The following is a 25,074-nucleotide window of genomic DNA, read 5'->3' on the forward strand; positions in this document are numbered from 1 at the left end:
GAAGCGGTGCTCCCGCCGCCCCGATAGGAGGACCCCCAATGACTGCTTGCTCGCGCACCCCATCGGCGCCGGAAGGCGGCGCCGCCATGCGTCTCCGCGGCCGCCGCACCCGCCGTCTAATGGCCACCGTCGTGGTCGCCTCGGCGGGCCTGTGCCTGTTCTTGACCGGCTGCACCGTCACGGCCACCGGGCGACCGGCGGCCGCCCCCGACTTGGGCCATTGGCAGCCCCCGCCGATCCTGAACCCGCACCTGGGTGACCTGCTACTCAACGCCGCCGACGTCAACGCCGTCGGGCACACCGCGGGCATGACGCTGCGCACGCCGCTCACCAAGATGGGGCACGCCGAAAGCCTGGTTTCCAACCCGAGCTGCCTGGACGCGTATTCACCGATCCAGGCGGCGGCCTACGAAGGCAGCAACTGGACGGCGGTGCAAGGACAGATTTTCGACGATGCCGCGTCCCCGGAGGCGCCGATCAAACATGCCCTGGTGCAGGCCGTGGTCGGTTTCCGTGACGCCGACTCGGCCCGGCAGTACTTCAGCCAGGCCAAACCGCGCTGGTCGGCGTGCGCCAACCGCCCACTGACCGTCAACCGCCCGGGGCGTTCGCCGGTGAGATGGATGTTCGGCGACTTGGTGGCCACCGACAGCACGCTGGGCATCCTCCGAACCGAGGAGGGCGGCGGCTTTGCCTGCCACCACGCGCTGGGGCTGGCCAACAACGTGATCATCGATGCTCTGTGGTGCGGGTTCGACACCACCAACCAAGCGGGCCAGGTGGTCGGCAGGATCGCCGCCGCGATCTCGCAAGCATGACCGTGTCTCAGCCCCGGCCCTATCAGCACGCCTACCCGCAGCCGCCGCGCGTCTATGCGGGGTGGGCGACCCCCGCCGCGGCGGGCAGCCAACCGGTATTCCAGGTCCGGGTGACCAAGCACACGGGCCTGGCCATCGCCTGGTACCACCAGCGCTACACCGTCACCGGGACGCTGCAGCAATGCGAGGCCGCCATCAGCCAGGCTCAGCAGCACAACCTGCTCGCGGGGTGGTGGAGCCTGGCCTCGGCCCTCGTATGGAACTGGGTGGCCCTGCTCGAAAACCACAGTGCACGAAAGGCTTTGCGTCACCGAGCCGGTCGGCTCAGTTGATCGTCAGCTGCGCGATCAGCGTCTCGAGGGCGGTGGTGGCCTCCGGGGCGATGGCGCGCTCGGCTTCGGCGTCCTCCAGGACGGCGATCGGCAGGCCGGCACCGTTGGCGGCCTCCTCGATGCTCAGTTCCGCGCGGTGGCGCGCGTCGTAGAGCCGCTGGCCCAAGGTGGCCGCCGGTGACCGCGCGGCGCGCATCATCAAGTCGTTGTAGCTGCGGCGGACGCTGCTAAGGGCCAACACGACCGACGGCGTGCCCTTGGCGTTGCGGGCGGCGCTGGCGGCCAGCTTCTCGAGCTTGCGCAGATCGGCCAGGATCGCCGTGGCCCTCGGCGTGAAGTCCGGGTAGGACGGATCGGGCAGGTCGGCCATCGCCGCGGTGAGCGTGTGCATGGCCAGTTCGACCGTTTCGGCCATCAGCGGCGCCCGGACGGTATCGGTGAGCACCTCGGTCGCCTCGTCACCGGGCGCGGCGGGTGGCGCCCAGGGCGCGGTGGCTCGTGCGGGCGTGGTCGAGGGCTCGAGGCGGATGCGGGTGATAGTTCCCGCCGGCCAGTTCAGCGCTTTTTCCAGCTTGGACAGTGTGGCGCGGCGCGGCCAACTGCGGCCTTTCTCGAAGGCGATCAGGGTGCCGGCGTTGATGATCTTGTCCCGGGCCAGGCTGCGCTGGGTGAGTTCCAGCTCGTTGCGGCGTGCCGCGACCGCGCGACCGGCGCGCACAACGCCGGGATCGCTCTCGCCGTCCCACCATTGGTCCTCGTCGGTCTGCGGCCCGGCGACGACGATCGTCGATTCGTCCGCTGGCGACGCGTCGGACGGACCGCCAGGGGTCAGCAGCACCGGAATCCCGTCGGCGGCGCCCAGACAAATGGTGGTGGGCCCGGCGATCAGCACCGAGCTGCGGCGCACGCCGTCGACGAACATGCCGTTGGTGCTGGTATCGATGGCCTGCCAGCCATCGCGGTGCGGTTCGAGGCGAACATGCCATCGCGAGATCCGGTCGTCGTCGATCGTCACCGCCGCCGCGGCGTCCCGGCCGATGACGGCGATGCCGGCCGCCGGGAGCAGCGTCTGCGATCCGCGTCCGGCTCGCACGGTCAGGGTCGGTGCCGATGTGGACGGATCCGGTCTCACACTCGCCTCCAGTCGATGCGGTTGTCCGCGGTTGCTTCATGTTGCACCGCCGCATCGCTCCGAAATGCTACAGCTTTCCTGAGGCACTCGCCACGGTGCGCGCCGTGATTTGGCGGCCGATTGTCACGGGGCCGCGCAGCTTCCTTCGGTCCCGAGGTGGGCCTATACGTCGCTGAACTGCGCGAATTAGCAGCACCGTCTGCGCCATGGCGAACCAAAGCCAGCGCAACAACTAAGTTGTTGCAATCCACTAACGCTTCGATTAAAGTCGTTGCATCAGGCGCGGGTCCGCGCACGAGGGAAAGAGGAGCCATGACAGCGACCGCCGCACGTGAGCCGAGTGACGACTTCGTTCCCGCCTGCGTGCGGGACCCCGAGCGGTGGACGACGACCGATCCGGACGACGAGGCGAAGGCGTTGTGCCGCGCGTGCCCCCGGCGGTGGCAATGCGCCTGGGACGCCTACCACACGCCCGGTGCCCAGGGCCTGTGGGCCGGGGTGGTCATCCCCGAGGCGGGACGTGCCAGGAGCTTCGCCCGCCGTCGCCTGCGCTCGCTGGCCGAACTGGGCGGCTATTCGATTCGCCCGCGACGACGGCGCGGCGCGGCCAAGGACGTTAGTGAGAGGTGCCAATGAACCGTCCCTACCCCGCGAGTCCGCCATTTACCACGCCGTATCACCGGTGGCCGGACGCCCGGCCGTATTACCCGCCGCAGCACGTAATACCAAGCCCCCCAAAGGGTTTAGCCAGCAACCGGTGGCGGTGGTACGTCGGGGCGCTGGTAACCTTCGTCGGCTCCGCGCTGCTGATCACGGGATTCGTCGCGCCGGGCTTCTGGGTCACCAAGAAGCTCGACGTCGCCAACGCCCAGGCCGGCGTGCAGCGTGTCCTGTCCGACCCGTCGGGCTACGGGGCGAAGAACGTCAGCGATGTCGCCTGCAACGACGGGCAAAATCCGACCATCGCGAAGGGGAGCACCTTCACCTGCGCGGCGACCATTGATCGCGTCAAGCAATTGTTCGTCGTCACCTTCACCGACGATGCCGGCAACTACACGGTCGGCCGACCCCACCAAACCGGCGGCCGCACAAAGCAGTTCACGAGTCGATAGTCCGCGGGAATCGGTCACACCTCGACGGCGGCGGCGATCTTGTTGACAACCTCGCCAGCCTGATCGGCGGTGTCGAATCCACACCAGAGCGTGTCGATGACGACGTTGTTGCGCACTCCCAACGCGCGTTCGCACGAGAAGCCGCGGCCGGTGTCGAGGCTCTGTACGAGGCTCAGGATGGTATCGGTGGCCGCCAGCGCACCGAACTTCCAGGCGACGGGGCTGTCGCCGGGCTGGGTGATGGTCAGCGGCCGGTTGGCGCAGGCGGCCCACCGCGGCTTGGCCTGGAGGAAGAACTGCTGGGCCACTTCGGCGTCACGGAACCGCACCACCGCCTGGAGCAGGGCGTGCTTGTTGTGGTCGGCCTTCGCGTGAGCGTTGTCGAGAAACTGCCCTTCCAGCGCGACCCAGCTGCTGTCTCGGTAGACGCTGGCCTCGACCGGCGAGTAGGCGTCGAGGCAATTCCGATCGGAGACCACGTCGTCGCTGTGCGACATCTCCGAGATCGGCCTGCGCAGCGCCATGCTCGTGGTCTGCCCGACGGCGTTGACGTCCCGGGCGCTCAACAGCAGGTTCGCCAAGCGCGCGTTGCGGATTGGCGCGGGCTGCCAGTGGCCCAGGTTCGGCGCTGCGACTGGACGCCCGGTGGCGGACACCGTGCAGCCCGTCAACATCAAGCACAGGCCCACCGCGGTGATAACCACGTAGCGCACACCGGCACCGGTGGGTCCGGATGCCTTCGTCGATGTTGCAGTCATTTGCTGGTCTCCTGCCCGGTCGTCCTCCCGCACAACACCGCAGCTGCGATTTAAATTCACAGTCTCGTCTTCTCGGCCGCGGTCCGCGATCAAATATGACGTTAGGAACAGCAAAAGTGGTTGCGAAATGCCGGTTATGAACTGTCTATGGGTTTCCGCATGAACTCAGAGTGTCGCGTGCCTACTTCTGGGTCGGATAGACGATCGCCTGGGTCACGCTGCCGCCGTTGACGGTCGGCCCCAGCAACGCGGTGAACGTGTTGCCCGCGGGGTCGTAGGTCAGCAGCGAAGTGCCGGGACCGCAGCCGGCCTTGGCCACGAGGACCAGCTTGTCGCCGGTCACGCCGTCGACGACCACGCTGTCGGACAGGCCGGGAACTTTCACCCGGGTGGCGTGCCCGTCGGGCGTCAGGCGGGACAGGAACACGGTGCCGCACCCGCCGATCGACTGCAGGAACGTGCCGCTCGGCAACTGCCACGCGTCGGTGTCGCCGAGGTCGCCGCTGAATCCGGGATCACGGCCATCTCCCGAGTTGACCGCCGTCAGCGCGGTCGGCGTCGTGCCGTCGATGGGCACCTGCCACAGCTGGCCGATGTGGGAGAAACGGCCGGTGTCGGTGCAGTGGGCGAGCACCACGGTTGGTGAGGTCCACCACCGGATCGGTCTGCACGCGGTGAGGTTCCCGGGTACCGGCAGCTCCTTCCCTGGCGTCCCCTCGTTGCCCATCAGGGCAAGGCCCTTGGTTGTGCCGACGACCAGCTGTGTGCCGTCGGGTGTCGGCAGAGCTCCACCCTGATAGTCCGGCCCCAGCGGATAGGCCAGCTGCGGCTTGCCGGTGAGGTCGACACGTTGGAGCGAGGGCCGATCCGGATAGTGCCCCTTGCCGACCAACACGGCCGTGCCGTCGGGGCGCGCATAGCGGACGGGGCCGCCGTCGATGACGTCGAACGTGGTCTGATTGCCATTGCGAAGGTCGACCGCGATGACCGATTCGTCGTACACGGACCCGGGTTTGGCCGCGTACAAAAGCGCGTGGCTTCGGTCCCCGGACCAGTCGATCAGGCGGGCGGTGGAGCCGGCTCGGAAGGTGGTGATCGGGTAGCGCCCGCCGACGGGGTCAACCAGGTACAGCGTCGTGGTGACCTTGTTCGCGTCGGGCTCGTTCGGATCCCGCCGCTCGCCGGGTCGATGGCTGATGGCCGGGCTCCACAGCGCGAGCATCCAGCCCGGGCCGACCTGCGACCACGGGATGGTCGCCATCGCGGCTTCGACACCGTGGGCCGCCGGCTGCGCCTCCACGGCCGGCGTACCCGAGGGGTTATGCGCCGCAGTGGAATCGGTCATCGATGAGCACCCGGTGGCCAGCACCGCCGCCAGCGCTACGACACCGATCCGGTTGCGCCATGCGGCGGCGTGGGTGCGAATTCGCTTGGGGTTCACGTTGGTTCGTTCCCTTTCCTGCATCATGCGAGCATGGCCGCGAGTTCGATGCGGGGGACCGCGATTTTGTGGGGCCCGGCGTTGTCGTGCACCACTTGGTCTTGGTCGAAGAAGAAGATCAGCGCGTCGTCGGTGATGCCGAAGTTTTGGTATGTCGTCTCGTCGAGATCGGCTGACGGGGCGTCTAATTCGGCCCTGACGATCGGGTTGAGCAGCTCCATTGGTTTGGTCCCGGGCTTGAACAACGTGTCGAACGTGATGGGGACGCGCTTGGCGAGGTCGAAGTTGAACGCCCGGTACGTGGTATTCGGGTGGCCTTCGTGGGCGAAGCCCGTGTCGTTGTCGATCATGAGCACCAGGCTTTGGGTGCGGGCGTCCGGTTTCCCCGAACGGTAGGTCTTGGCGGTGACCGCGTACTGATACGGCCGATTGCGCCCACCGCGCGGGCCGAACTTGGCGACCCAGTCGACAAAGTCGTCGCGATTCTTCTTCAGGAACGCGGCGACCGCCGGCATCTCCGGGTAGTCGATGGGAAAGCCCATGTCGATCGTGTAGCTGGGGGTCGCGCTCCGCACCTGGCAGATCCCTTTGGGTCCAACGGTTCCGCCGAGGTCGGTGCACGCCGATTGCCCCTGCGCCACGGTCGATGTGGTGTTGGTCGTGGACGGCGCCGTCGCTGTGCCGCTTGTCGTGGAGCAGCCAGCCATCGAGAGTGCCGCCGCGGCGAGCCCAATCGTCAGGACTCGGGTCATCGATTTCTTCATGTGGATAACGGTGCGGGGGAGGCCTTGCGCGATCCTTGCGTCAGCCTTGCGTCAGTTGACGGCCTGGACGCCGTCTCGCGCCATGGTCAAGTCGCCGCAGCTGATGACGCCCGCCGAGGTCCATGCCGGGTCTTGAATCGACGTTGCCGTGACGGTATCCGAGCGGCCGATCGTCGCCGTCGTGCCATTCAGGTCAATCTCGGTGCGGCGCACCGTCAACAGGGGTGTCTCGTGTATGTCCCGAACCTGTAGCAATCCGACCAAGCGACGGCCGTCGCCGAGGTCGCTGCAGCCGATGCCGTCGCCAAAGCCCCTCCGGTGCCCGCGGTCGAATCGGAATTCCGTGCCCTGCGGATCGACAACCGGGGTGATGGTGCAGCCGGACACCGCGTACAGGATCGCGTCCCGGCCGGTGTCGACGATGATCTGGTGATTGCCGTCTTGCTGGGCGTCGATCAGCAGTGCCGAGCGCCGGATGGGGCTGGCGCTCACTATCTTTGCCTCGCCGTAGCCCTGGCTGGTCGTGATGCCGACGGCCATGTCGGTGATCCACAGCGTGGCCGGCTGGCCGTAGACATCGCTGACGTCCTTGCTCGCCGCGCCGGGCGGAGGCCCGCCCGGTCCACACCCCGCGTCGGCGACTGCGGGCGGCGCGATAAAGACACCGAACGACGCCATCGCGATGGCGAGGACAAGCGACAACTTCGGCTTCATTTCTGGTCTCCCGGATTTAGTTTGACAACGTTGTGATTGCCGATGTCGGCGACGTAGACGCTGCCCGCGGCGTCCACCGCTACCGTTACCGGCTGATTGAGGCCGCTGAAGGGCAGCACGACGGGCTTGTCCGCCCCCGCAGCCAACTTCAGCACCTTCTTGCGCTCGGAGTCGACCACATACACGCCTCCGGCGGAGTCCACCGCCATGCCTCCGACGCTGCCAAGGTCGAGCGGCAGCACCGTTTGGGTGTCCGTTCCCGCCGCTAGCTTCAGCACTTGTTTGAAATCGCCCGCGTACACATTCCCGGCGGCGTCCACCGCCATTCGGCCGACGCCGAGGATGTGTGTGAACGGCAACACCGTCGGAGTGTGCGACCCGGCTTCGGCCTTCACCACGTGGACGGGCCGGCAGCACCCGCCGTCTGGGTACACCCCACCTCCGTCGGTGCCGTAGGCGCTACCGGCGGAATCCACGGCTAGTAATTCGCTGCGCAAGCCGAGATCGGGCAGTGGCAGCACTGTCTGGGTGCCCGACCCGGCCGCCAGCTTCACCAATTGCTCGTGTCCCGAGTCGCGGACCCACACGCCGCCCGCGGAGTCCGCCACCAGGCCGGCGTGAACGAACTGCGGCAACTCCGTTTGGGTGTTCGACCCGGCCGGCAGCTTGATCACGCGCGTGGTCACGGAGGGCAGTCCCGTTTCACCCTTCGAGTGACGAAGGTCGGTGATATACACGTTGCCCTCGGTGTCCACCGCCAGATCGTGCGGATTTTCGAGGCCGGTGAACGGCAGCACGGTTTGTCGGGGTGCCGGCGAAGGCGGCGACCCACTTGGTGGGCTCATTGAGCCTGTGTGCGGGGTGCTGATCGAGCACGCCGCGCCGAACGTGGTAAACGCGATCGTCACCGCGGCTATCAGCAGACGCCTCCGAAGTCGTTGCTGGCGGCCGGTATTGGCCATGTCGATCTCCCTCGCTACTGCTGGCCCGGGTAGGGCACCGCGTTGATGACGCCGCCACCGTTGACCGGCGGCCCGAGCAGCACCGTCGACGTGCCGGTCGCGGGGTTGTAGTCAATCAGCGCCTGACCGCCGCCGCACCCCGACCTGGTTTTGATGTCCAGGTCGCCGCCGTTGACGCCGAGCACGACGACGCTGTCGCCTTTCACGTCGGGCATCGAGACCTTTGACGTCGTGCCGTCGCCGTTGACCTTGGCGAGGAAGATGACGCCGCACGCGCCCGCGGCCTGGACGTACCTGCCGGCGGGGACCTGCCACGCGTTCAAGTCGCCGTAGTCGGGGCCCTTCTGGCCGTTGTTCGGCGCGGTGAGCGCGGTCGGTGTCCCACCGTCGATGGGCACCAGCCACAGCTGCGATCCGGCGGAGCCACTACAGCGGGTGACGGCGATCGTCGAGTCGGCATCCCAAAACCGCGTCGGTGTGCAGTCCTTTTGCCCGGCGATCGGCAAGGCCTTGCCGGGCGCTCCGTCGTTGCCCATGAGAGCCAGGCCGGAGGCCGTGCCGAGCACCAGCTGCGTGCCGTCCGGTGTGGACAGATACCCGTCGAAGTCCTGCCCGACCGGATACGTCATCTGGTGGTTGCCGGCCAGGTCGACCCGTTCGAGCGATCCGGGCTTCGAGTCGCGCCACTTGTACAGCAGCACCGCCTTGCCGTCGGGGCGCGTGTAGCGCGGGTTCACGCCGGTGCGCTCGACGGTGAACGTGGTCTTCGCGCCGCTGCGCAGGTCGACCTCGGTGACGACCGTGCGGCCCTTCTCGTCCAAGGAGAACAGGGCCCGGGTCCCGTCGCCCGACCAGTCGACCAGCTTCGGGCTTTGACCCTTGCCCGGCGGGGGGAAGGTGGTGATCGGGTAGCGGCCACCGGCGGGGTCGACCAGATACAGCGTCGTGGGTGCCGTCTCCCAGGTCGGCGTGCCGGGCGGAGGCGTCTCGCCGGTATGCAAGCCCGGAACCGGGCTCCAGACGGCGAGCATCCAGCCGGGACCCACCTGCGACCAGGGGACGGCCCCGAGCGGGGCCTCGACGCCATGGGCCGCCATCGGCTGGGGGGTGTCGGGTTCGGCCCGCGCGGCGGGCGCGAGGGCGATCGTCGCGGCGGCCATTGCCATCAGCACGGACATCGCGCGGGATGTGGTGGTCATGTCGGCTCCTGAGAAACGCTTCCGGGTCCTCGTGCCCGGTCACGTAGAGGCTGCGGCGGGCGCCTTGCGCGTTTCTTGTGCGAACCTTGCGTCGGCCCGCGACCCGCCCGGGACGGCTCGCGCAGCAAAGAGCTGCATCGTCCGGCCGCCTCGGGAGATACTGCGTCGGTACCCGAGGAATCAAGGCGGTGGTAGTGGACGCGCGCGTCGGTACGACGTTCGGCAAGTACAACCTCACGCGCCAGCTCGGCAAGGGCGGCGGCGGGGTGGTGTACGAGGCATACGACACCGGCAAAGGGCGGACCGTCGCCCTGAAGATTCTCGCCGAGGAGCTCTCGACCAACGACACGTTTCGGACCAGGTTCCAGCGCGAATCCCAGGCGGCGGCGATGCTGCAGGAGCCGCATGTCATCCCGATCCACGACTGGGGCGAGATCGACGGCAGCCTCTACATCGACATGCGCCTGGTCCAGGGGCAGACGCTGCTCGACCTGATCGCGGAGGGCCCGCTGGCGCCATCGCGGGCGGTGGCGATCATCGGTCAGGTCGCCGCCGCCCTGGACGCGGCGCACGCGGAGGGATTGATTCATCGTGACGTCAAGCCGCAGAACATCATCGTCACCCCGGCCGATTTCGTGTATCTCGTCGACTTCGGCATCGCGCAGACCAAGGGGGACCCCCGCCTGACGACCGTCGGGACTCAAATCGGCACCTTGAATTACATGGCGCCCGAACGGTTTAACGACAAGGCGACGACCCCCGCCGTCGACGTCTACTCCCTGGCGTGCGTCCTGTACGAGGCGCTGACCGGGGACGCCCCGTTCGCCGGCGACAGCCTCGAGCATCTGGTGGCGGGCCACCTCGTCCTGCCGCCCCCGCGACCGAGCGTGGTGAACAAGCGCGTTCCGGCGGCGCTCGACGAAGTCGTCGCCCGCGGCATGGCCAAAGATCCCGACGAGCGGTACGGAACGGCGGGCGCCCTCGCCCGCGCCGCGCAGCGCGCGCTAGGAGGCCCGCCGGCCGACGGGGACCGCACCCGGCCGTTCACGGCGGGTACCGTTGCCTTCGGCGCCGCGACGGACGAGATCGCGACGGGTGAACTGCCGAAGCGCAATTCGGGCCAAGCCAAGCGGAGATGGCTGCTGCCGACCGTGATTGGGCTCTCGGCCGCGCTGGTGCTGGCGGGCATCGGGGTGGTCATCGTGCTTGTCGCCCAATCGCCGGGCGGGCAGCCGCAGATCTCGCCGCCGCGCGCCGCGCTGCCCCCGCTGATAACGGGGCCCGACCTGAGCAGCCTGCATCAGTCCTGCGATCAAGGCTTCTCCTTGCCGACGGCATCGGGGTTCGGCACCCACGCCGGACGCGGGACACCGGAAACCTCATGCCTTTTCGCCAATAGCGTGCTGACGTCTTACTGGGCCGAATACGGCAACGCCAGCCCACTGCCCCGCGCGATCTCGGCGCCGGGCGCCGTCGACTGCAAGACCGTGCCCGGCGCGCTGTGCAACGGCTCGAACTTCCTCATGCACTGCCAGCAGCACCCGGGCGACAGCTGGATTACCTGCGTCGGCGGCAGCAGCGCCCGCGTGTACCTGTGGTGACGGCGAAGGGAGGTGCGATGGCCCGCGACACCTTGGGGTTCGGGGTGTTGGGACCCTTGCAGATGGGCGCCAACGGCGCCGACATCGCGCTGGGCCCGGCGAAACAGCGGGCGGTGCTGGCCACGCTGCTGATCAATCGAAATCGCACCGTTGCGATCGACTCGCTGATCGACGCGGCGTGGCAGCAGAACCCGCCGCCCGAGGCGCGGGCGAGCCTGCACGCGCACGTATCTCGGCTTCGCCGACTGATGGGCGGCGCCGGCGTGGATGCGGCGGCCGTTCTGATCAGCGCCCAGCCGGGGTACCGGCTCAACGTGCCCGACGAGGCGTGCGACGTCGGGCGATTCGCCGTCGAACAAAAGGCCGGAATCGAGGCGGCCGCCGCCGGCCGGTTCGAACAGGCCAGCCGCCACCTGTCGGCGGCGTTGGCCGAGTGGCGCGGCCCGGTGCTGGAGGACTTGCGCGACTTCGAATTCGTGGAGGCCTTCGCCGCCGGGCTGGCGGAGGACAAGCTGGTGGCGCTGACCGCGCGTGCGGAATCCGAGATCGCTTGCGGGAGAGTTCATTCCGTGATCGCTGAGCTCGAAGCGCTGGTATCCGAACACCCTTACCGAGAACCGTTGTGGGCACAGTTGATAACGGCCTACTACCTCAGTGAGCGGCAATACGACGCGCTCGACGCGTACGGCCGGCTGAAGACGACGCTCGCCGACGAGTTGGGCATCGACCCCGGGCCAACCTTGCGCAGCCTGCATCAGCGGATCCTTCGCCAGGAGCCGCTCGACGTCAAACAGGTCGCGCGCGCGACGGCGAAACGTGTTGTCGAGACTCTCCGCAGGCCTACCGAGGTCTCCCGCGAGTCCGCCGTGGCGCACCTGCGCGACGCCGACGGCGGCCGTTATCCGCTGCGGGGGGCAACCACCAGGATCGGCCGCCTCTCCGACAACGACATCGTCATCGACGACGACACGGTAAGCCGCCACCACGCCGTGGTCGTCGACACCGGGAACAGCTTCGTGATCACCGATCTGCAGTCGGCCAACGGGGTCGACGTCGCCGATCGACGGATCCGGACCAGCGCGACGCTGGCCGACGGTGACCGCATCAACATCTGCGGCCACGAATTCACGTTCGAAATACGGTGAGCGGGAAGAGCTTCAGGATTGGGAGGCCGCCTTCGGCCGGTCGATGACCTTCACATCGCGCCCGGCGCCGGCGGACATGGTCGCCGCCTCCCCCCGGGCCAAACCGATGGTCGCAGCGATCACCACCACCGCGGCTACGGCCAGCAGAAACCATTCGGTGCCGCCGGCGTTCAAAGTCTCGGCCAGCACCGTGATTCCGAGCACCCCTGCCACGACGGGTTTGGCGACGATGATCGTCGGCAGTGACGCGGTCAGCGCTCCGGCGCGATAGGCCGACTGATGGATGATCATTCCGGCGACTCCGGTGAACAGCCAGGCATAGAACTCGGGCGTGCGCCATAGCTCTCCGGCGTGGTGTTCGATGACGTCGACGACGCCCTTCATCAGCACCGAGAAGACCGCCAGCAGCGAACCGGCCACCGCCGCCAACAGCAATGCCGCGGCGGGACGGTTCGACCAGATCCGGGCGCCCAGCAGGAACAACAACAGCGGCGGGCCCATCACGATCGCCACTATCAACCAGGCTCCCAGCGCGCCGCGCTCGTGGCCGCCCGCCGGTTGCCCGACCGCGATCATCACCGCCAGCGCCGCGGCCAGCAAGACCGCCCACGACCATTCGCCCCGGCTCACGCGATGACGGGTCACCCGCGCGTAGATTGGGAGCGCGAACAGCAGCGCCGTCACCTGAAGCGACATCACCAACAGCACCGATCCCTCGTCGAGGGCCCAGGCCAGCAGCAGGTAACTCGAGATGTCCCCCAAACCGCCCAGCCACCAACGCTTGTCGCGCAGCAACATGCCGAACAGCGTGAGATGACCGACCTGCTTGTCGGTGACCTCCTGCGCGGAGCGCTGCCGGATCACGTTGCCAACCGCGGATGCCAGCGCGGCGCACAGCGCGAGCAGCACCGCCAGGTGCGTATCCGACATGGCATGCCCTCCTCGCCCACTCGCCGTTAGCTGGCTCGCCTTAGCGGACTCGCACCGCACGCGGCTGACTGACTACTCACCAATCTAACCTCGACCCGGGCGAGCGGCGCGTCGACGGCTGGGCGCTCGGTTTCAGAGCGGGAATTTCGTGCCGGTGAGCTGTTCGGACAGCTCCCACAGGGCCGCGGCCGTGGTTGCGCGCCTGGCCGGCCAGTTTCGCCAGGTCGGCTGGCTGCGGCCGTAGAGGCCGAACCGGGGGCCGACGAACGTGTCGCCCGCGAGGTCCTGCGACGCCGCGTACAACGTTTGCCGGGCGCCGAAGTCGGCGTCGGTGGACACGATGCGGTCGACGGCCAGCACCGCCGCGTCGCCGAATTTGCGACCAGAGTTGCCCTGCAAATTCGTGTGCGACCAGCCGGGGTGCGCGGCCAGCGCGCGCAGCGGAGAACCGACCGCATCCAGGCGCCGCTGCAGCTCGCTGGTGAACAGCAGGTTGGCCAGCTTCGACTGGCCGTAGGCCAGCCACGCCGAATACGGCCGGGACTGCCAATTCAGGTCTTTGCGGCTGATGTAGCCGATGTGGTGCAGCAGCGAGGACACCGTCACCACGCGATCCGTCAGCCTGGGCAGCAACAGGTTGGTCAGCGCGAAATGACCGAGGTGATTGGTGCCGATCTGGCCCTCGAACCCGTCGACGGTGACGGCGCGCTTGGTGGCCATGATGCCGGCGTTATTGACGAGGACGTCGACCTTTTCGACTTGGTCGGCGAAGCGTCGCACCGAGGAAAGGTCCTGCAGGTCGAGCCGGCGCACCTCGACGTCGCCGGCCATTCGCCCGGCCGCGGCTTCACCCTTTTCGGTGTCGCGCACCGCCAGGATGACGTGGGCGCCGACCCGCGCCAACTCGCACGCGGTCACCTCGCCCAGCCCGCCGCTGGCGCCGGTGACGATGGCGGTGCGTCCCGAGAACGACGGCAGGTCAGCTGCTGTCCAACGTGGCATGGCAGCCACCATAGCGGCGTAACGGCAAGGGCCGTTCCGGGCAATGGTTTTGGCGGTTGCGCCCCGGTGACCGCTTTCGCGTCGGCTGGCGCACTTTGGCTTCGCGAGTATCGTGCGGTCATGGACAGCGGAATCCCAAGTGCGCGCGGGGTAGAGCGTCGGTCGGGGGTGCCCGCATGTATCTAGGGGTCATCGTCAATCCGCTCGCGCGCAAGAATCGTGCCGCGCGGCACGATGTCGCCGCGGACATGCGCCGCATCGTCGGCCCGTGGGGTGAGGTGCACGAAACCACCTCGGTGGCGGAGTTGCGCGACGTCTGCGAACGGCTGTATCCGCGGGTCAGCCACCTGATCAGCGACGGTGGCGACGGGTCGCTGAACTGGTTGATCAACGAAACCCGGCACTGCTCCGACGATCCGGACCGCTGGCCGGCGTTCGTGCCCAGCAACGGCGGCAGCGTCAACGCGGTCGCCCGCAAGGCGCGAGTGCGGGGGAGGCCCGAAGCGGTGCTGCGCGCGCTGGTCGCTGCGGCCGAGACGAATCAGCCTCCGCCCGAAACGTTTCTGGACACCCTGGTGCTCGACGGCGAAACCGCGGACGGCGCGAAGTTTTATCGGCTCTGCTTTGGGCTGGCCGCCGGGGGCGTCGGAAATCGGTTCTACGACAAGTACTACGACAACCACACGCATGGACGGGCGGACGTCGTCCGAGTGATGGCCCGCTCGTTCGGCGACTATCTGCGCAACAAAGTGGCCCCCGGGCGAGCCAACAACTCCGACTATGCGACCCGCCTGTTCGCTCCGACGCACGCGCGCGTGGTGATCGACGGCGTCGAGGTCCCGACGCGCACCCACACGTTGCTGCACGCCGGCGCGATCGACCTGCACATCGGCGCCGGTTTCCGGCTCTTCCCGAAAGCGTCCGAACCCGGCGAGCTGCAGTTCCAGGCCGGGTACCTGAGGCCGTCGCGGATCATTGCGCACCTGCCCGCGGCGCTCCGCAACGGAACCCTTCCCGGCGATCTGGTCCGCGACGTCAATGGCGAAGTGATGACCATTGAGGCCGAGGACGAACCGCTGTCGCCGATCATCGACGGCGAGCGTTTCGACGGCATCGTCCGGCTCGTGGCCCGTGCCGGGCCGCGAATCCGCATCGCCCAGGTCGGTCGCCAACTACCGCTTGAAGCGCGTCCACTCCGTGCTGCGATGTCGCGCGGAATCGATCCGCAGGGTTCGGATTCCTGACAGCGCGCGACGCTACCGCCGCGCCTGGATGGTGCGCGTGATCTGGGCCGCGAGTTTGGGATCGCTGAGCAGTTGATCGACGAGCGTGGCGAGAACCTCTTGCCCGGTGACGCGAGCGACGCCGAGGCGGTCGGCGGCGTCGCGCTGCCAGATGTCGAGGGCCCGGTGCTGGGCGGGCGTCAGGTCGACGGTTCGCCGGGTTCGGGGATTGCGCGTACGCCCGACCGCGAAGCGATCGGTCGGCGCCGCTGCCATGCGGTCCGGAGTGCTCATCGCAGGTGTCTCCCGTCGTAGCCAGTACGCGGTGATCAGTAAGTCAGTTTCAGTATATCCGTAGATTCTGAGGCTTGCCCGTGTCGCGCCGGGCGCACCTGCCCGAGCGCCGGCGTGCGCACCCATCGCGCCCGCGCTTCGAATGGCCGCCGCCTAATGCCCGCCTTTTGGGATCGTGGAAAATAAACCAGCAAGAGCGCCGATATTTGCCAATTCCCGGTTTGGGTCTGTTTCTCGAAAATGCCGGCAACGATCCACGGACGGTTGTCGACTACGGAGCCCCGTAAGTCCGTAGGTCAGTATCCACGTGTCTTCGCATTAGCAGCGCATATGCCAGCCGCGCGCTGTCCTGAACTACTGAGACGAGTATTTACATAAATAAATTCTCGCAAGTGGAAAAACGGCGCCGCTTGGGGCTCGCTGTGGGATCGATCACGCGCAGCTGTGAAATTAATGTGTGGCGTTGAATTCGCTTTGCGTGACGTCGATTAACGGCGCTACCGTTGGTGAATTACGACGTAACGAGTTCTTCTTTTGATTTCGGCTCAAAGACCGCCACCGACCTGGAAGGGGAGTGACTCCTTGATGGAGACGCTGATCGATTACCTGCGGATGTGGGAAGCGCGGAAGCCGCACGAGACCCTCTTCCGGTTCGTCGACGCCGACGGCCGTGAGCTCGAGCGCTACACGTACCGGAGCTTCGCGGAGCGGACGCAGGAGCTGGCCGCGTACCTGTCCACGGAAGCCGGGCTGAAGCCGGGAGATCGGGCGCTGCTGGTCTACGCGCCAGGCCTGGAGATGGTTTCCGCGTTCTACGCTTGCGCCCGCCTCGGCGTGATCGCCGTTCCGGTCAGCCCCCCGATGCCGATGTCGTTCGAATCCGGGTTGGCCAAGCTCAGCTTCATCGCGCGCGACTGCCAAGCGAAGGCGGTGCTGTCGACCAAGGAACTCGAGCGCACCTTCCACCAGCTGCTCGGCCACCGGCAGGGCGCGACGCCTTGGCCGGACGTCGAGCGGCTTCCGGAGCTGCCGTGGGTCGCGACCGACGCGACGCGCGACTTCGGCGGCGAGCCCGTCGCCGATACGCCCGGAAGAGTGCTCTTCCTGCAGTACACGTCGGGCTCCACCAGCGATCCCAAGGGCGTGGTGGTGACCCACGCCAATGTCATCGCCAACGCGTCGGCCTTCCCCGATTGCGAGGTGGTGGTCAGCTGGCTGCCACAGCACCACGACATGGGTTTGATCTCCGCCTACCTGTTCATCGTGGTGATCGGCGGCAGCACGCATGCGATGTCACCGGAGGACTTCCTCAAGCGACCCTCATCCTGGCTGCGGCTCATCGGCGAGGTGCGTGCCACCCGCACGCCCGCGCCGAACTTTGCGCTGGAGTACTGCCTACGTGAGGACAAACTTCCGGCGTCGCAGCTCGAAGGCATCGATTTGAGCAGCCTCGAGTCGATGCTCATCGGGGCAGAGCCGTTGCGCGCTAAGACGTTTACCCGTTTCCGGGAGCGCTTCGCCCCCTATGGGCTGCGGCCCGACGCCGTCACCGGCGCTTATGGCCTGGCCGAGAACACCCTGATCGTGTCCGTGCGGGGTCGTCAAACGCTGGCCGTAAACAAGCGGGCCCTGCAGCAGAACGTGGTGCGGGTCGAAAAGGCGTTGCCGGAGAACAACAACCAGACCCCTCTGGTGAGCAGCGGCAAACCCGCCGACGGAAACGTGGTCCGCATCGTCGACCCCGAATCCCGGCAGGCGCTGGGCCAGGGCAAGGTCGGCGAGATCTGGCTGGACGGGCCGTCCAAGGGCGGCGGCTACTGGCACCGCTCCGATGTCAGCGCGGAAACCTTTGGCGCTCGCATCGCCGGCGACGACGAGCACACCTATCTGCGGACGGGCGATCTCGGCTTCCTCTATGAGGGCGAGCTTTTCATCTGCGGTCGCACCAAGGACCTGATAATCGTCCGCGGCGTCAACTGCTACCCGTCGGACATCGAGGCCGTCGTGGAACGGTCTGCCCCGCAGGTCCGGCACGGCTGCGTCGCCGCGTTCGCGGTCGAACGCGACGAGGAGGAGGCGCTGGTCGTCGTCGCCGAGGTGCGCGACGGCAACGACCTCCCGGACGGCAAGGCCCTGGCGCGTGCGATCCGCCGGCACGTCCACATCGATCCGCGCACCATCGTGTTCGCGCCGCCGCGGAGCATCCCCAAGACCACCTCGGGGAAGATCAGGCGCGCGCAGACCCGCCGGCTGTGGCTGGACGAGAAGCTGCCCGCGCTGGCGACCTGGGTTAACCAGGCGGCCTACCACACCCACAACGGGCCGGACGCCAGCGCGGGCCCGCTCGCACGCTTCCGCAATCTCATCGAGAGCTACGACCTCACCGGGTACGAGGATTGCTCCTTCGCGGATCTCGGGATCGACTCGCTGGCCCTGGCGGAGCTTCGCGCGGACCTGCAGGCGCTCCTGGAAGAGCACGGGGCGGGGGAGTTGGCCGAGGAGGTCAACACGCGGCTGCTTCAGCGCCTGACCGTCGCCGAATTCTTCCGGCTAATGCGGCAATTCGGCGATCGGTCCGGGCAGCCGGTGGCGGCACTGCGGCGGGCGCTGGATCAGATCTCTGCCAGGTACGAGGCGCAGGAGATCGAGCAGATGCGCGCCGACGCGCGGCTGCCCCTGCCGGCGCTGCCGATGGCGCAATCGGGCCCGGCCAGCGACATCCTGCTGACCGGCGCGACCGGATTCCTGGGGCCGTTCCTGGTGAACAGCCTGCTGGGCCAGACGTCCTACACGATCCATGCGCTGGTCCGCGCGACGGACGCGGCTCACGGCCTGGACCGGATCATCGCCTCGCTGCACCGGGCCCAGCTGTGGTCCCCGGCTCTGGAAGCCGAGGTCCGGGCGCGGGTGCGCGTGGTGTGCGGCGACCTCGCCGAGCCTCACCTGGGCCTCGGTGCGGAGGCGTTCCAGCGGCTGGCCGAGAGCGTCGATGCCATCCTCCACAACGGCGCCCTGGTCAACTACGTCCGGACGTACGACGCGCTGCGCGCCGCCAATGTGGTTGGCACGCATGAGCTTTTGCGTCTGGCGATGACAGCTCACCAAAAAACCTTCCACCTGGTCTCCAGCACGTTCATCTACGGCTGGAGCACCGAGCCCGTGGTCGGGGAGTGGGATGCCAACACGAAGATGAGCGGCCTGGACTTCGGCTACTCGCAGACCAAGTGGGTCGCCGAGCAGTTGGTCCTGGCGGCGCAGCGGCAAGGGCTCGATGTGCGCATCTTCCGACCCTCGCTGATCTCGCCCACCCGAGCGGGCTTCGGCAGCGAGGACGACATCCTGGTGCGTCTGACGGCGTTCATGATCGAGCACGGCGTGGCCGTCAACGCGCTCAACCAGCTCAGCATGCTGCCGGCGGACCTGATCGCCGATCACATCGTCGCGCTGATGGACCTTCCCGCCGAGGCAGGCGTTGTTTTCAACATGACCGCCGACGACTACTACAACCTGCCCGACATCACGCGGATCCTCTCGGAACGCTTCGGCTATCGCTTCGACTACCACGACATCCCGTCGTTCACCGAGCAACTGAACCGGAGGTGCACCCCGCGCGATCAGTTCTATCCGCTGGTCGATTTCCTCACCCGCTCGGCGGACAAGATCGCCGCGATGCGAGAAAAGCGTTACGACAACACCCAATACCGGCACGCCCGCACGTTGGCCAAGGTCCATTTGCGGGAGCCGGCCCTGCCCAAGACGGTCGAGAATCTCGTGCGGTTCTTGCGTCAGGAAGGCTTGATCACCGAGGCTGAGGGGGAGGCGCAACGCAGTGCGTAGTGAGGCAGGGGGGTCCACCATGTTCACGGTCGACGACCAGGCGACGGGCCCGCACGACGCGTCTCTCGATCACGAGCGGATCGTCCTGCAGGCGCGTGACGTCGAATTCGACTGGGGCAAGCTGCCGTTCTACTACGTGCCGAACGAGCCGTTCACCACCCACTTCTGCAACGTGTTGCACCTGCTGCTGCCGGCGGGCGAGGAGTTCATCGTCGAGGCGTTCAAGAGCACCCTGCCGCTGATCAAGGACGATCAGCTGCGGCTGGACGTGCAGGGGTTCATCAGCCAAGAGGCGATGCATTCCCAGGCGCATTCGGGTGTCCTCGGGCACTTCGCGGCCAAGGGCGTCGACGTGACACCGTTCACCGACCAGATGGCCTGGCTGTTTCAGCGGCTCATCGGCGACCGGCCCCGGTGGAGCCGGCGGCGACGGGAAAGCTGGTTGCTCGAGCGTGTTTCGATGGTGGCGGCCCTCGAGCACTACACCGCCATCCTGGGTGAATGGATTCTCGACACCCCGCAACACGACGCGTTGGGCACCGACCCCGTGATGCTGGACTTGCTGCGCTGGCACGGCGCGGAGGAGGTCGAACACAAAGCGGTCGCGTTCGACACCATGAAGCACCTGCGCGCAGGGTACTGGCGGCAGGTGCGTACCCAGCTGTTGGTGACGCCGGCGCTGTTGTGGTTGTTCATCCGCGGGGTCCGGTTCATGTACTCCGTCGACCCAAACCTGCCGCCGGGGACCAAGCCGCGCTGGCGGGATTACTTCCGCGCGGCGCGACGGGGGTTGGTGCCCGGCCCATTCGAGTTCCTGGGGGTCGTCGGCGCGTACTACAAGCCGAGCTTCCATCCTTCCCAGTTGGGTGGCGTGGGACGCGCGGTCGACTACCTGGCCAGGTCACCCGCCGCACGGGCGTCGCACTGAGGTGAGCGGCGAATGACTCAGTCCATCAACGTAACCGCCTCCGACGGCGTTTCGCTTGCCGTACACGCCTACACCGACATCGACGCGCGGCGCCCGACCGTCCTCGCCATCCACGGCTACCCCGACAACCACCACGTGTGGGACGGGGTCGCGGAGAAGCTGCGCCGGCGCTACAACGTGGTGGCCTACGATGTGCGCGGGGCCGGCGAATCATCAACGCCGACAGACCGATCCGGGTATCGGCTCACCCAGCTGGCCGCCGATGTCGGCGCGGTGATCGACAGCCTGGGCGTGGGCGAGGTGCACCTGCTGGGTCACGACTGGGGCTCGATCCAGGGCTGGGCGGCCATCACCGCCGAGTCGGTGATGGCCAAGGTTGCCTCCTATACATCGATTTCGGGCCCGCACCTGAACTACGCGGGCCGGTTTTTGCGGTCGCCGCGCACGCCGCGCGGGGTGGCCGACGTGCTGAGGCAGTTCCTGGCGTCCGGGTACATCTGGTTTTTCCTGTGCCCGGTTGTGCCGGAATTAGCGATCCGCTCCGGCGCCACCGCGAAAGTCTTTGGGACGGTTGAACGCATCGGCCGCTCGAGCGCGGACAGCCCGCGTCGTGCCGCGCCGCTCCGGTCGATCGACGACTACCTCAACGGGCTCAACCTCTATCGCGCCAACATGCCCGGGCCGATCCTGGCGCCCGGGGCGCGGCTGCCGCGGACGACCGTACCGGTGCAGGTGCTCGTGGCGCGCCAGGACCACTTCGTGACGCCTGCCCTGCAGCGGTTCACCGGCTCGATTCCCGCCGGCGGGCGGGTCCTTCCGATCGAGGGCGGGCATTGGGTGGTGGCCTCGCACCCCGACGTCATCGCCCGGTTCACCGGCGAGTGGGTCGACCAGGTTACCGATCGCCGAGAAACCCGCGGGGCGTGAGGATGACCGTGTCACAGAGCATTTGGGGCAGCAGGCCCGCCGACCTCTACGGACGCCGCCGGCGCGACCGGAGCTACACGGCGCTGTGGAGTGTGGGCACGCTGTTCGGCGGCTTCGCGTCGGCGTCGCGATGGACGCCCTCGCGGATATCGCCGGTGCAGCGGACCATCACCGCATCGGTCATCAGGCGTGAGCCGCTCACGCCCGACGTAGTCGCGTTGACGTTGGCCGACCCCGACGGCGGACTGCTGCCGTCCTGGACGCCGGGGGCGCACATCGATGTTCGGCTGCCTTCGGGGCGCCGCCGGCAGTATTCGCTGTGCGGGCTGCCCGGGCGCCGCACCGACTACCGCATCGCCGTGCGCCGGATCGCCGACGGTGGCGGCGGTTCCATCGAGATGCACGAAACCTTCGATGTGGGCGACACGCTGGAGTTCGAAGGCCCGCGCAACGCGTTCTATCTCGTCACCGACGAGCCTGACGTTTTGTTCGTCATCGGAGGAATCGGAGTGACGCCCATCCTGCCGATGATCCGGCTGGCCCAGCAGCACGGAATCAATTGGCGCGCAATCTATGCCGGCAAGGGCCGCTTCCATATGCCGCTGCTGGACGAGGTGCTGGCGGTCGACGCCGACCGAGTCACCGTGTGGGCCGACGACGAGCGGGGCCGCTTCCCGACCACCGACGAGCTGCTGGCCGGCGCGGGCCCGAAGACGGCCGTGTATGTCTGCGCGCCCACCGCCGTGCTCGAAGCGGTTCGTGCGGCCCGCGACGAATACGTCGCGGCGCCACTGCATTACGAGCGGTTCAGCCCGCCGCCTGTCGTCGACGGTGTCCCGTTCGAGCTCGAACTGGCGCGATCGAAGCGGGTGCTCAGCGTGCCGGCGAACCGCTCGGCGCTCGCGGCGATGTTAGACAGCGAGCCGGCGACCCCGTATTCGTGCCAGCAGGGGTTCTGCGGAACCTGCAAGGTCAAGGTGCTGGCCGGTGACGTCGATCGCCGGGGGCGCACCGCGGAGGGCGACGACGAAATGCTGGTCTGCGTCTCCCGGGCGAAAAGTGATCGCGTGGTGATCGACGCCTGACGGCGCGGGTTACGACCCGGTCGTTCCCGTCGTGCCGTACAGCAGCCCGCGCAGGCCGCCCGGGCCGCCGTGACCCGCGCCGGCCGGATTGCCGTTGCCGCCGTTGCCGCCGTTGCCGATCAGCACCGAGTTCCCACCGGCGCCTCCGACACCGAAATGCGTGCCGCTCGGGCTGCCCGCGTCGCCGCCGCGACCGCCGTCCCCGAATATCAGGCCGCTGCGGCCGCCGGCACCGCCGGGGCCGCCGTCCTGATTGCCCCCGGCGATCGCGCTTCCGCCGTGACCGCCGGCGCCGCCGTTGCCGAACAGCCCGATCGCGGCGCCGCCGTTACCTCCGCCTGAGCCGGGTTCGAAAGGCACTAGCGGGTCCCCGCCGTTACCGCCGGCGCCGCCGTTGCCCCACAGGAACCCGCCGTTCCCCCCGTCGGCACCGGCGAGGCGCGTCGAACTCCCCCCGGCGCCACCGCTGCCGATCAGGCCGGCACCCGCGCCCGGGCCGGGAGCGGCGACGATGTGTCCGCCGCCAAAGGCGGCGAAGTCCATGCCGGGTCCGCCGTTGCCGCCGTTGCCGAAGAAGAATCCCGGGTTGCCGCCGCCCTGCGACGTCCCGCCGTTGCCACCGTTGCCGACGAAGTAGGTGGCGCCGGGCAGGCCGCCGGAGTTCACGCCCACTCCGGCACTTCCGGCGTTGCCGATCAGCCCGGCGTTGCCGCCGTTGCCGCCAACGCCGGTGGGGGCTGTGTTGGTAACACCCAAGGTTCCGCTGGGGCCACCGGTGCCGCCATTGCCGACCAACGAAAGGGCGCTGCCGCCGGTGCCGCCGTCGCCGTTGACATGGATGCCGTCGCCACCCGCGCCGCCGTTGCCGCCGTTGGTGAAGATCCCGAAGGCGTTGCCGCCGTTGCCGCCACGGCCGCCGCCGCCGTTGAGGGCCACGTCGGCGCCGCCGGCGCCACCGTTGCCGCCGCCGCCGAACAGCCCACCCATGCCGCCGTTGCCGCCGTTGCCGCCGGAAAAGCCGGGGGCGGGATTGTTCGCGCCGGCCCCGCCGTCGCCGCCGCGGCCCCACAGCAGGCCGGCGGCGCCGCCGCTACCGCCGGCTTGCCCGGTCCCCGCCGCACCGGACCCGCCGTTGCCGCCGTTGCCGATCAAGATCCCGGCGTCGCCGCCGTTCAACCCGCTACCCGCGGGCGCGTTCGCGCCGTCGCCGATTAGCGGGCGGCCGAGCAGCGCCTGCGTTGGCGCGTTGACCACGGCCAGCAGGTCATCCTCGAGCGTCTGCAACGGCGAGGCGTTGGCCGCCTCGGCCGCTGTATACGCCCCCGCGCCCGCATTCACGGCCTGCACGAACTGGCTGTGAAACGCGGCGGCCTGCGCGCTGAGCGCCTGATAGGCCTGGCCGTGCGCCCCGAACAGATCCGCGATCACCGCCGACACCTCGTCAGCGCCCGCGGCCAGCATCTGCGTCGTCGTGGCCGCCGCTGCCGCGTTGGCCGAGCGGAGCGCGGAACCGACTTGGGCGAGGTCCGTCGCCGCCCCGGCAATCGCCTCGGGCGCCGCGATGAGGTATGACATCTCCGTCCTCCGTGGCAAATCTTTTGCGAGCTTTGAAAACAGCTCTTTTCAGTCTCGGGAGCGCAAAGCTTATCACGGCAGCGCATCTGGTTCCGGCGTTTCAACCTGGACTTTTAACCGGTGACTTGATCGATTCGAGTTTTCGGGCACGCCGTCGACGCACGCCATGCCGCCCCGGCTGCGCAGCGGGCTGGCGAACTTGCGGCGTGGCGCCGATCAGCCGGCGGGCCGGCCGCCGATGGTCGGCGTCCGCGGGCGGGTGCCCTTGCGGGTGAGGTCGCGGAACCTGACGCTGACGCGCTGAAAGGGCTTGACGCGCTCCGCTTTTGCCTTCTTGGAGTAGGTCCTGCGGTCGGCCTCGGTGAGATCCGCATCGTCGACGAAGGGGGTGAGCAGCGCGCGCGGGTACAGGCGCTCGACGAGGACCACGTTGATCTCGGCGCACAGCACCAGCGTCGTCGACACGAGATAAAGAAAGGCCAGTAGCCCCAGCACCAGCGCGAAGACGCTGTTGGTGGCGCTGGACGATTTCACGGTGTGCGCGACATAGCCGGCACCGAACCGCTGCAAAATCTGCCAAATGACCGCCGCCGCAAGCGCTCCGGGCCACACCTGGCGGTAGGTGAGTTGTCGCGCGGTGGTCACGCGAAAGGCCACCAGGCAGATCAACCCGTTGATCGCGACGGCGGCGAGGGTGGCGCCTATCTCGCCGAGGATCCCCAGCGATCCGGTGGCCCGGCCCACCGCGGACAGCGCGGTGGCCGTCAGGGCGGCCGAGCCGAGGACAACCAGCAGGAGCAGGCTGCGCAGGCGTGAACGAATCGGGTTGGGTCGCTTGTTCCTTGGCACCGCCCACACCGAATCCATCGCGTTTTGCACCGCCTGACCGACGCCGAGACCGCCATAGAGGGCGCCCACGACGCCGACGAGCACGGCGACCGTCCCGCCGCTCAGCCCCTCGGGTTGATGCAATTGGCTTCCTATGACCGGGAATTGGCTCAACGCGCTGTGCAGCACCTGCTCTTGCAGATCGGGCCGTCCGGCCAGGACCACCCCGAGCCCCGTGGTCATCAGCAGCAGCAGCGGAAACAGCGACACGAACCCGTAGTAGGTGATCAGGGCGGACAGATAGCCGCCTTGGTCGTCCAGGTACTTGTAGATCACGGCGATCACCACACCGACGGGGCGGTTCCGCCGTTGCAGCCTGTCCAGCCAGCCGACCATCCGTGCTCACTTCGTCTCTGCAAAAAGCCGACACCCAATCGATGGGATGAGCAGGTCATACCCAGATTCGT

The 25,074-nt window shown here is 68.0% G+C and carries 23 protein-coding genes; 11 read left to right on the forward strand and 12 right to left on the reverse strand.

What is annotated here, in order from left to right:
• Positions 1 to 38 precede the first annotated feature (38 nt).
• Both AC5Y7V_RS23690 and AC5Y7V_RS23695 read left to right on the forward strand, forming a co-directional pair.
• Positions 39 to 818, forward strand: a complete 780-nt coding sequence (locus AC5Y7V_RS23690) for a sensor domain-containing protein (protein ID WP_499882470.1) — start codon at positions 39 to 41, stop codon at positions 816 to 818.
• A complete protein-coding gene (locus tag AC5Y7V_RS23695) occupies positions 815 to 1,150 on the forward strand; it encodes a hypothetical protein (protein WP_499882471.1) in 336 nt (111 codons plus the stop codon). Before AC5Y7V_RS23690 ends, AC5Y7V_RS23695 begins: the two co-directional genes overlap by 4 nt.
• On the opposite strand, the gene AC5Y7V_RS23700 is transcribed toward AC5Y7V_RS23695, so the two are convergent.
• Positions 1,143 to 2,243: an FHA domain-containing protein gene (locus AC5Y7V_RS23700; RefSeq protein WP_499882472.1), complete on the reverse strand. Its 1,101-nt coding sequence runs from the start codon at positions 2,241 to 2,243 to the stop codon at positions 1,143 to 1,145. The genes AC5Y7V_RS23695 and AC5Y7V_RS23700 overlap by 8 nt on opposite strands.
• A gap of 351 nt (positions 2,244 to 2,594) precedes the next feature.
• Between AC5Y7V_RS23700 and AC5Y7V_RS23705 the strand changes: the two genes are divergently transcribed.
• On the forward strand, positions 2,595 to 2,918 hold the full coding sequence (locus tag AC5Y7V_RS23705; RefSeq protein WP_499882473.1) for a WhiB family transcriptional regulator: 324 nt from the start codon (positions 2,595 to 2,597) through the stop codon (positions 2,916 to 2,918).
• Positions 2,915 to 3,394: a DUF4333 domain-containing protein gene (locus AC5Y7V_RS23710; RefSeq protein ID WP_499882474.1), complete on the forward strand. Its 480-nt coding sequence runs from the start codon at positions 2,915 to 2,917 to the stop codon at positions 3,392 to 3,394. Before AC5Y7V_RS23705 ends, AC5Y7V_RS23710 begins: the two co-directional genes overlap by 4 nt.
• A 14-nt stretch (positions 3,395 to 3,408) precedes the next feature.
• Here AC5Y7V_RS23710 and AC5Y7V_RS23715 read toward each other — a convergent pair whose 3' ends face one another.
• From AC5Y7V_RS23715 to AC5Y7V_RS23740, 6 genes are all read right to left on the reverse strand, one after another.
• Positions 3,409 to 4,152 carry a sensor domain-containing protein gene (locus tag AC5Y7V_RS23715; RefSeq protein ID WP_499882475.1) on the reverse strand — a complete coding sequence of 248 codons (744 nt, stop codon included), beginning with the start codon at positions 4,150 to 4,152 and terminating at the stop codon, positions 3,409 to 3,411.
• Positions 4,153 to 4,333: 181 nt separating this feature from the next.
• A complete protein-coding gene (locus AC5Y7V_RS23720; protein WP_499882476.1) occupies positions 4,334 to 5,617 on the reverse strand; it encodes a hypothetical protein in 1,284 nt (427 codons plus the stop codon).
• Positions 5,617 to 6,357 (reverse strand): esterase, encoded by a 741-nt coding sequence (locus tag AC5Y7V_RS23725; protein WP_499882477.1) that lies wholly within the window; start codon positions 6,355 to 6,357, stop codon positions 5,617 to 5,619. The genes AC5Y7V_RS23720 and AC5Y7V_RS23725 overlap by 1 nt, the downstream gene beginning before the upstream one ends.
• A gap of 51 nt (positions 6,358 to 6,408) precedes the next feature.
• A complete protein-coding gene (locus tag AC5Y7V_RS23730) occupies positions 6,409 to 7,071 on the reverse strand; it encodes a hypothetical protein (protein WP_499882478.1) in 663 nt (220 codons plus the stop codon).
• Positions 7,068 to 8,033: an NHL repeat-containing protein gene (locus AC5Y7V_RS23735; protein WP_499882479.1), complete on the reverse strand. Its 966-nt coding sequence runs from the start codon at positions 8,031 to 8,033 to the stop codon at positions 7,068 to 7,070. The genes AC5Y7V_RS23730 and AC5Y7V_RS23735 overlap by 4 nt, the downstream gene beginning before the upstream one ends.
• 14 nt (positions 8,034 to 8,047) lie before the next feature.
• Positions 8,048 to 9,232, reverse strand: coding sequence for a TolB-like translocation protein (locus AC5Y7V_RS23740; RefSeq protein WP_499882480.1), 1,185 nt, complete (start codon positions 9,230 to 9,232; stop codon positions 8,048 to 8,050).
• A gap of 194 nt (positions 9,233 to 9,426) precedes the next feature.
• Between AC5Y7V_RS23740 and AC5Y7V_RS23745 the strand changes: the two genes are divergently transcribed.
• Both AC5Y7V_RS23745 and AC5Y7V_RS23750 read left to right on the forward strand, forming a co-directional pair.
• Entirely contained in the window at positions 9,427 to 10,833 is a 1,407-nt protein-coding gene (locus AC5Y7V_RS23745; RefSeq protein WP_499882481.1) for a serine/threonine-protein kinase, read from the forward strand.
• Positions 10,834 to 10,850: 17 nt separating this feature from the next.
• Positions 10,851 to 11,978: a BTAD domain-containing putative transcriptional regulator gene (locus tag AC5Y7V_RS23750; RefSeq protein WP_499882482.1), complete on the forward strand. Its 1,128-nt coding sequence runs from the start codon at positions 10,851 to 10,853 to the stop codon at positions 11,976 to 11,978.
• Between the two features lie 12 nt (positions 11,979 to 11,990).
• On the opposite strand, the gene AC5Y7V_RS23755 is transcribed toward AC5Y7V_RS23750, so the two are convergent.
• The gene (locus AC5Y7V_RS23755; protein ID WP_499882483.1) at positions 11,991 to 12,908 is read right to left on the reverse strand and encodes a DMT family transporter; all 918 of its coding nucleotides are present in this window, start codon (positions 12,906 to 12,908) and stop codon (positions 11,991 to 11,993) included.
• 132 nt (positions 12,909 to 13,040) lie between these two features.
• The gene (locus AC5Y7V_RS23760; RefSeq protein ID WP_499882484.1) at positions 13,041 to 13,910 is read right to left on the reverse strand and encodes an oxidoreductase; all 870 of its coding nucleotides are present in this window, start codon (positions 13,908 to 13,910) and stop codon (positions 13,041 to 13,043) included.
• 176 nt (positions 13,911 to 14,086) lie between these two features.
• Here AC5Y7V_RS23760 and AC5Y7V_RS23765 point away from each other — a divergent pair, with 176 nt between their 5' ends.
• Positions 14,087 to 15,154, forward strand: coding sequence for a diacylglycerol kinase family protein (locus AC5Y7V_RS23765; protein WP_499882485.1), 1,068 nt, complete (start codon positions 14,087 to 14,089; stop codon positions 15,152 to 15,154).
• Positions 15,155 to 15,166: 12 nt separating this feature from the next.
• Here the strand turns inward: AC5Y7V_RS23765 and AC5Y7V_RS23770 are convergent, their stop codons facing one another.
• Complete coding sequence (locus tag AC5Y7V_RS23770; protein ID WP_499882486.1) at positions 15,167 to 15,427, reverse strand: hypothetical protein; 261 nt, start codon at positions 15,425 to 15,427, stop codon at positions 15,167 to 15,169.
• A gap of 585 nt (positions 15,428 to 16,012) precedes the next feature.
• On the opposite strand from AC5Y7V_RS23770, the gene AC5Y7V_RS23775 reads away from it, so the two are divergent.
• Genes AC5Y7V_RS23775 through AC5Y7V_RS23790 form a run of 4 tightly spaced genes read left to right on the forward strand, consistent with a single transcriptional unit; the run spans position 16,013 to position 22,204 of the window.
• Positions 16,013 to 19,264 carry a thioester reductase domain-containing protein gene (locus tag AC5Y7V_RS23775; protein ID WP_499882487.1) on the forward strand — a complete coding sequence of 1,084 codons (3,252 nt, stop codon included), beginning with the start codon at positions 16,013 to 16,015 and terminating at the stop codon, positions 19,262 to 19,264.
• A 19-nt stretch (positions 19,265 to 19,283) separates the two neighbouring features.
• Positions 19,284 to 20,192, forward strand: coding sequence for a metal-dependent hydrolase (locus AC5Y7V_RS23780; RefSeq protein ID WP_499882488.1), 909 nt, complete (start codon positions 19,284 to 19,286; stop codon positions 20,190 to 20,192).
• Positions 20,193 to 20,204: 12 nt separating this feature from the next.
• Positions 20,205 to 21,119 carry an alpha/beta fold hydrolase gene (locus tag AC5Y7V_RS23785; RefSeq protein WP_499882489.1) on the forward strand — a complete coding sequence of 305 codons (915 nt, stop codon included), beginning with the start codon at positions 20,205 to 20,207 and terminating at the stop codon, positions 21,117 to 21,119.
• A 2-nt stretch (positions 21,120 to 21,121) separates the two neighbouring features.
• Positions 21,122 to 22,204, forward strand: a complete 1,083-nt coding sequence (locus tag AC5Y7V_RS23790; RefSeq protein ID WP_499882490.1) for a PDR/VanB family oxidoreductase — start codon at positions 21,122 to 21,124, stop codon at positions 22,202 to 22,204.
• A 9-nt stretch (positions 22,205 to 22,213) separates the two neighbouring features.
• Here AC5Y7V_RS23790 and AC5Y7V_RS23795 read toward each other — a convergent pair whose 3' ends face one another.
• Positions 22,214 to 23,779 carry a PE family protein gene (locus tag AC5Y7V_RS23795; RefSeq protein ID WP_499882491.1) on the reverse strand — a complete coding sequence of 522 codons (1,566 nt, stop codon included), beginning with the start codon at positions 23,777 to 23,779 and terminating at the stop codon, positions 22,214 to 22,216.
• A gap of 216 nt (positions 23,780 to 23,995) precedes the next feature.
• The gene (locus tag AC5Y7V_RS23800) at positions 23,996 to 25,003 is read right to left on the reverse strand and encodes a YihY/virulence factor BrkB family protein (protein ID WP_499882492.1); all 1,008 of its coding nucleotides are present in this window, start codon (positions 25,001 to 25,003) and stop codon (positions 23,996 to 23,998) included.
• Positions 25,004 to 25,074 lie beyond the last annotated feature (71 nt).

It is taken from the genome of Mycobacterium sp. NGS34, from assembly GCF_059812845.1.

Bases quoted from the DNA above. Each gene is read 5' to 3' on its own strand.
- AC5Y7V_RS23785 (WP_499882489.1), top strand. From the start codon at position 20,205: ATGACTCAGTCCATCAACGTAACCGCCTCCGACGGCGTTTCGCTTGCC.
- AC5Y7V_RS23760 (WP_499882484.1), bottom strand. From the start codon at position 13,910: ATGCCACGTTGGACAGCAGCTGACCTGCCGTCGTTCTCGGGACGCACC.
- AC5Y7V_RS23730 (WP_499882478.1), bottom strand. From the start codon at position 7,071: ATGAAGCCGAAGTTGTCGCTTGTCCTCGCCATCGCGATGGCGTCGTTC.
- AC5Y7V_RS23800 (WP_499882492.1), bottom strand. From the start codon at position 25,003: ATGGTCGGCTGGCTGGACAGGCTGCAACGGCGGAACCGCCCCGTCGGT.
- AC5Y7V_RS23715 (WP_499882475.1), bottom strand. From the start codon at position 4,152: ATGACTGCAACATCGACGAAGGCATCCGGACCCACCGGTGCCGGTGTG.
- AC5Y7V_RS23775 (WP_499882487.1), top strand. From the start codon at position 16,013: ATGGAGACGCTGATCGATTACCTGCGGATGTGGGAAGCGCGGAAGCCG.
- AC5Y7V_RS23790 (WP_499882490.1), top strand. From the start codon at position 21,122: ATGACCGTGTCACAGAGCATTTGGGGCAGCAGGCCCGCCGACCTCTAC.
- AC5Y7V_RS23765 (WP_499882485.1), top strand. From the start codon at position 14,087: ATGTATCTAGGGGTCATCGTCAATCCGCTCGCGCGCAAGAATCGTGCC.
- AC5Y7V_RS23705 (WP_499882473.1), top strand. From the start codon at position 2,595: ATGACAGCGACCGCCGCACGTGAGCCGAGTGACGACTTCGTTCCCGCC.
- AC5Y7V_RS23750 (WP_499882482.1), top strand. From the start codon at position 10,851: ATGGCCCGCGACACCTTGGGGTTCGGGGTGTTGGGACCCTTGCAGATG.
- AC5Y7V_RS23720 (WP_499882476.1), bottom strand. From the start codon at position 5,617: ATGCAGGAAAGGGAACGAACCAACGTGAACCCCAAGCGAATTCGCACC.
- AC5Y7V_RS23770 (WP_499882486.1), bottom strand. From the start codon at position 15,427: ATGAGCACTCCGGACCGCATGGCAGCGGCGCCGACCGATCGCTTCGCG.
- AC5Y7V_RS23780 (WP_499882488.1), top strand. From the start codon at position 19,284: ATGTTCACGGTCGACGACCAGGCGACGGGCCCGCACGACGCGTCTCTC.
- AC5Y7V_RS23710 (WP_499882474.1), top strand. From the start codon at position 2,915: ATGAACCGTCCCTACCCCGCGAGTCCGCCATTTACCACGCCGTATCAC.
- AC5Y7V_RS23795 (WP_499882491.1), bottom strand. From the start codon at position 23,779: ATGTCATACCTCATCGCGGCGCCCGAGGCGATTGCCGGGGCGGCGACG.
- AC5Y7V_RS23725 (WP_499882477.1), bottom strand. From the start codon at position 6,357: ATGAAGAAATCGATGACCCGAGTCCTGACGATTGGGCTCGCCGCGGCG.
- AC5Y7V_RS23695 (WP_499882471.1), top strand. From the start codon at position 815: ATGACCGTGTCTCAGCCCCGGCCCTATCAGCACGCCTACCCGCAGCCG.
- AC5Y7V_RS23740 (WP_499882480.1), bottom strand. From the start codon at position 9,232: ATGACCACCACATCCCGCGCGATGTCCGTGCTGATGGCAATGGCCGCC.
- AC5Y7V_RS23755 (WP_499882483.1), bottom strand. From the start codon at position 12,908: ATGTCGGATACGCACCTGGCGGTGCTGCTCGCGCTGTGCGCCGCGCTG.
- AC5Y7V_RS23690 (WP_499882470.1), top strand. From the start codon at position 39: ATGACTGCTTGCTCGCGCACCCCATCGGCGCCGGAAGGCGGCGCCGCC.
- AC5Y7V_RS23735 (WP_499882479.1), bottom strand. From the start codon at position 8,033: ATGGCCAATACCGGCCGCCAGCAACGACTTCGGAGGCGTCTGCTGATA.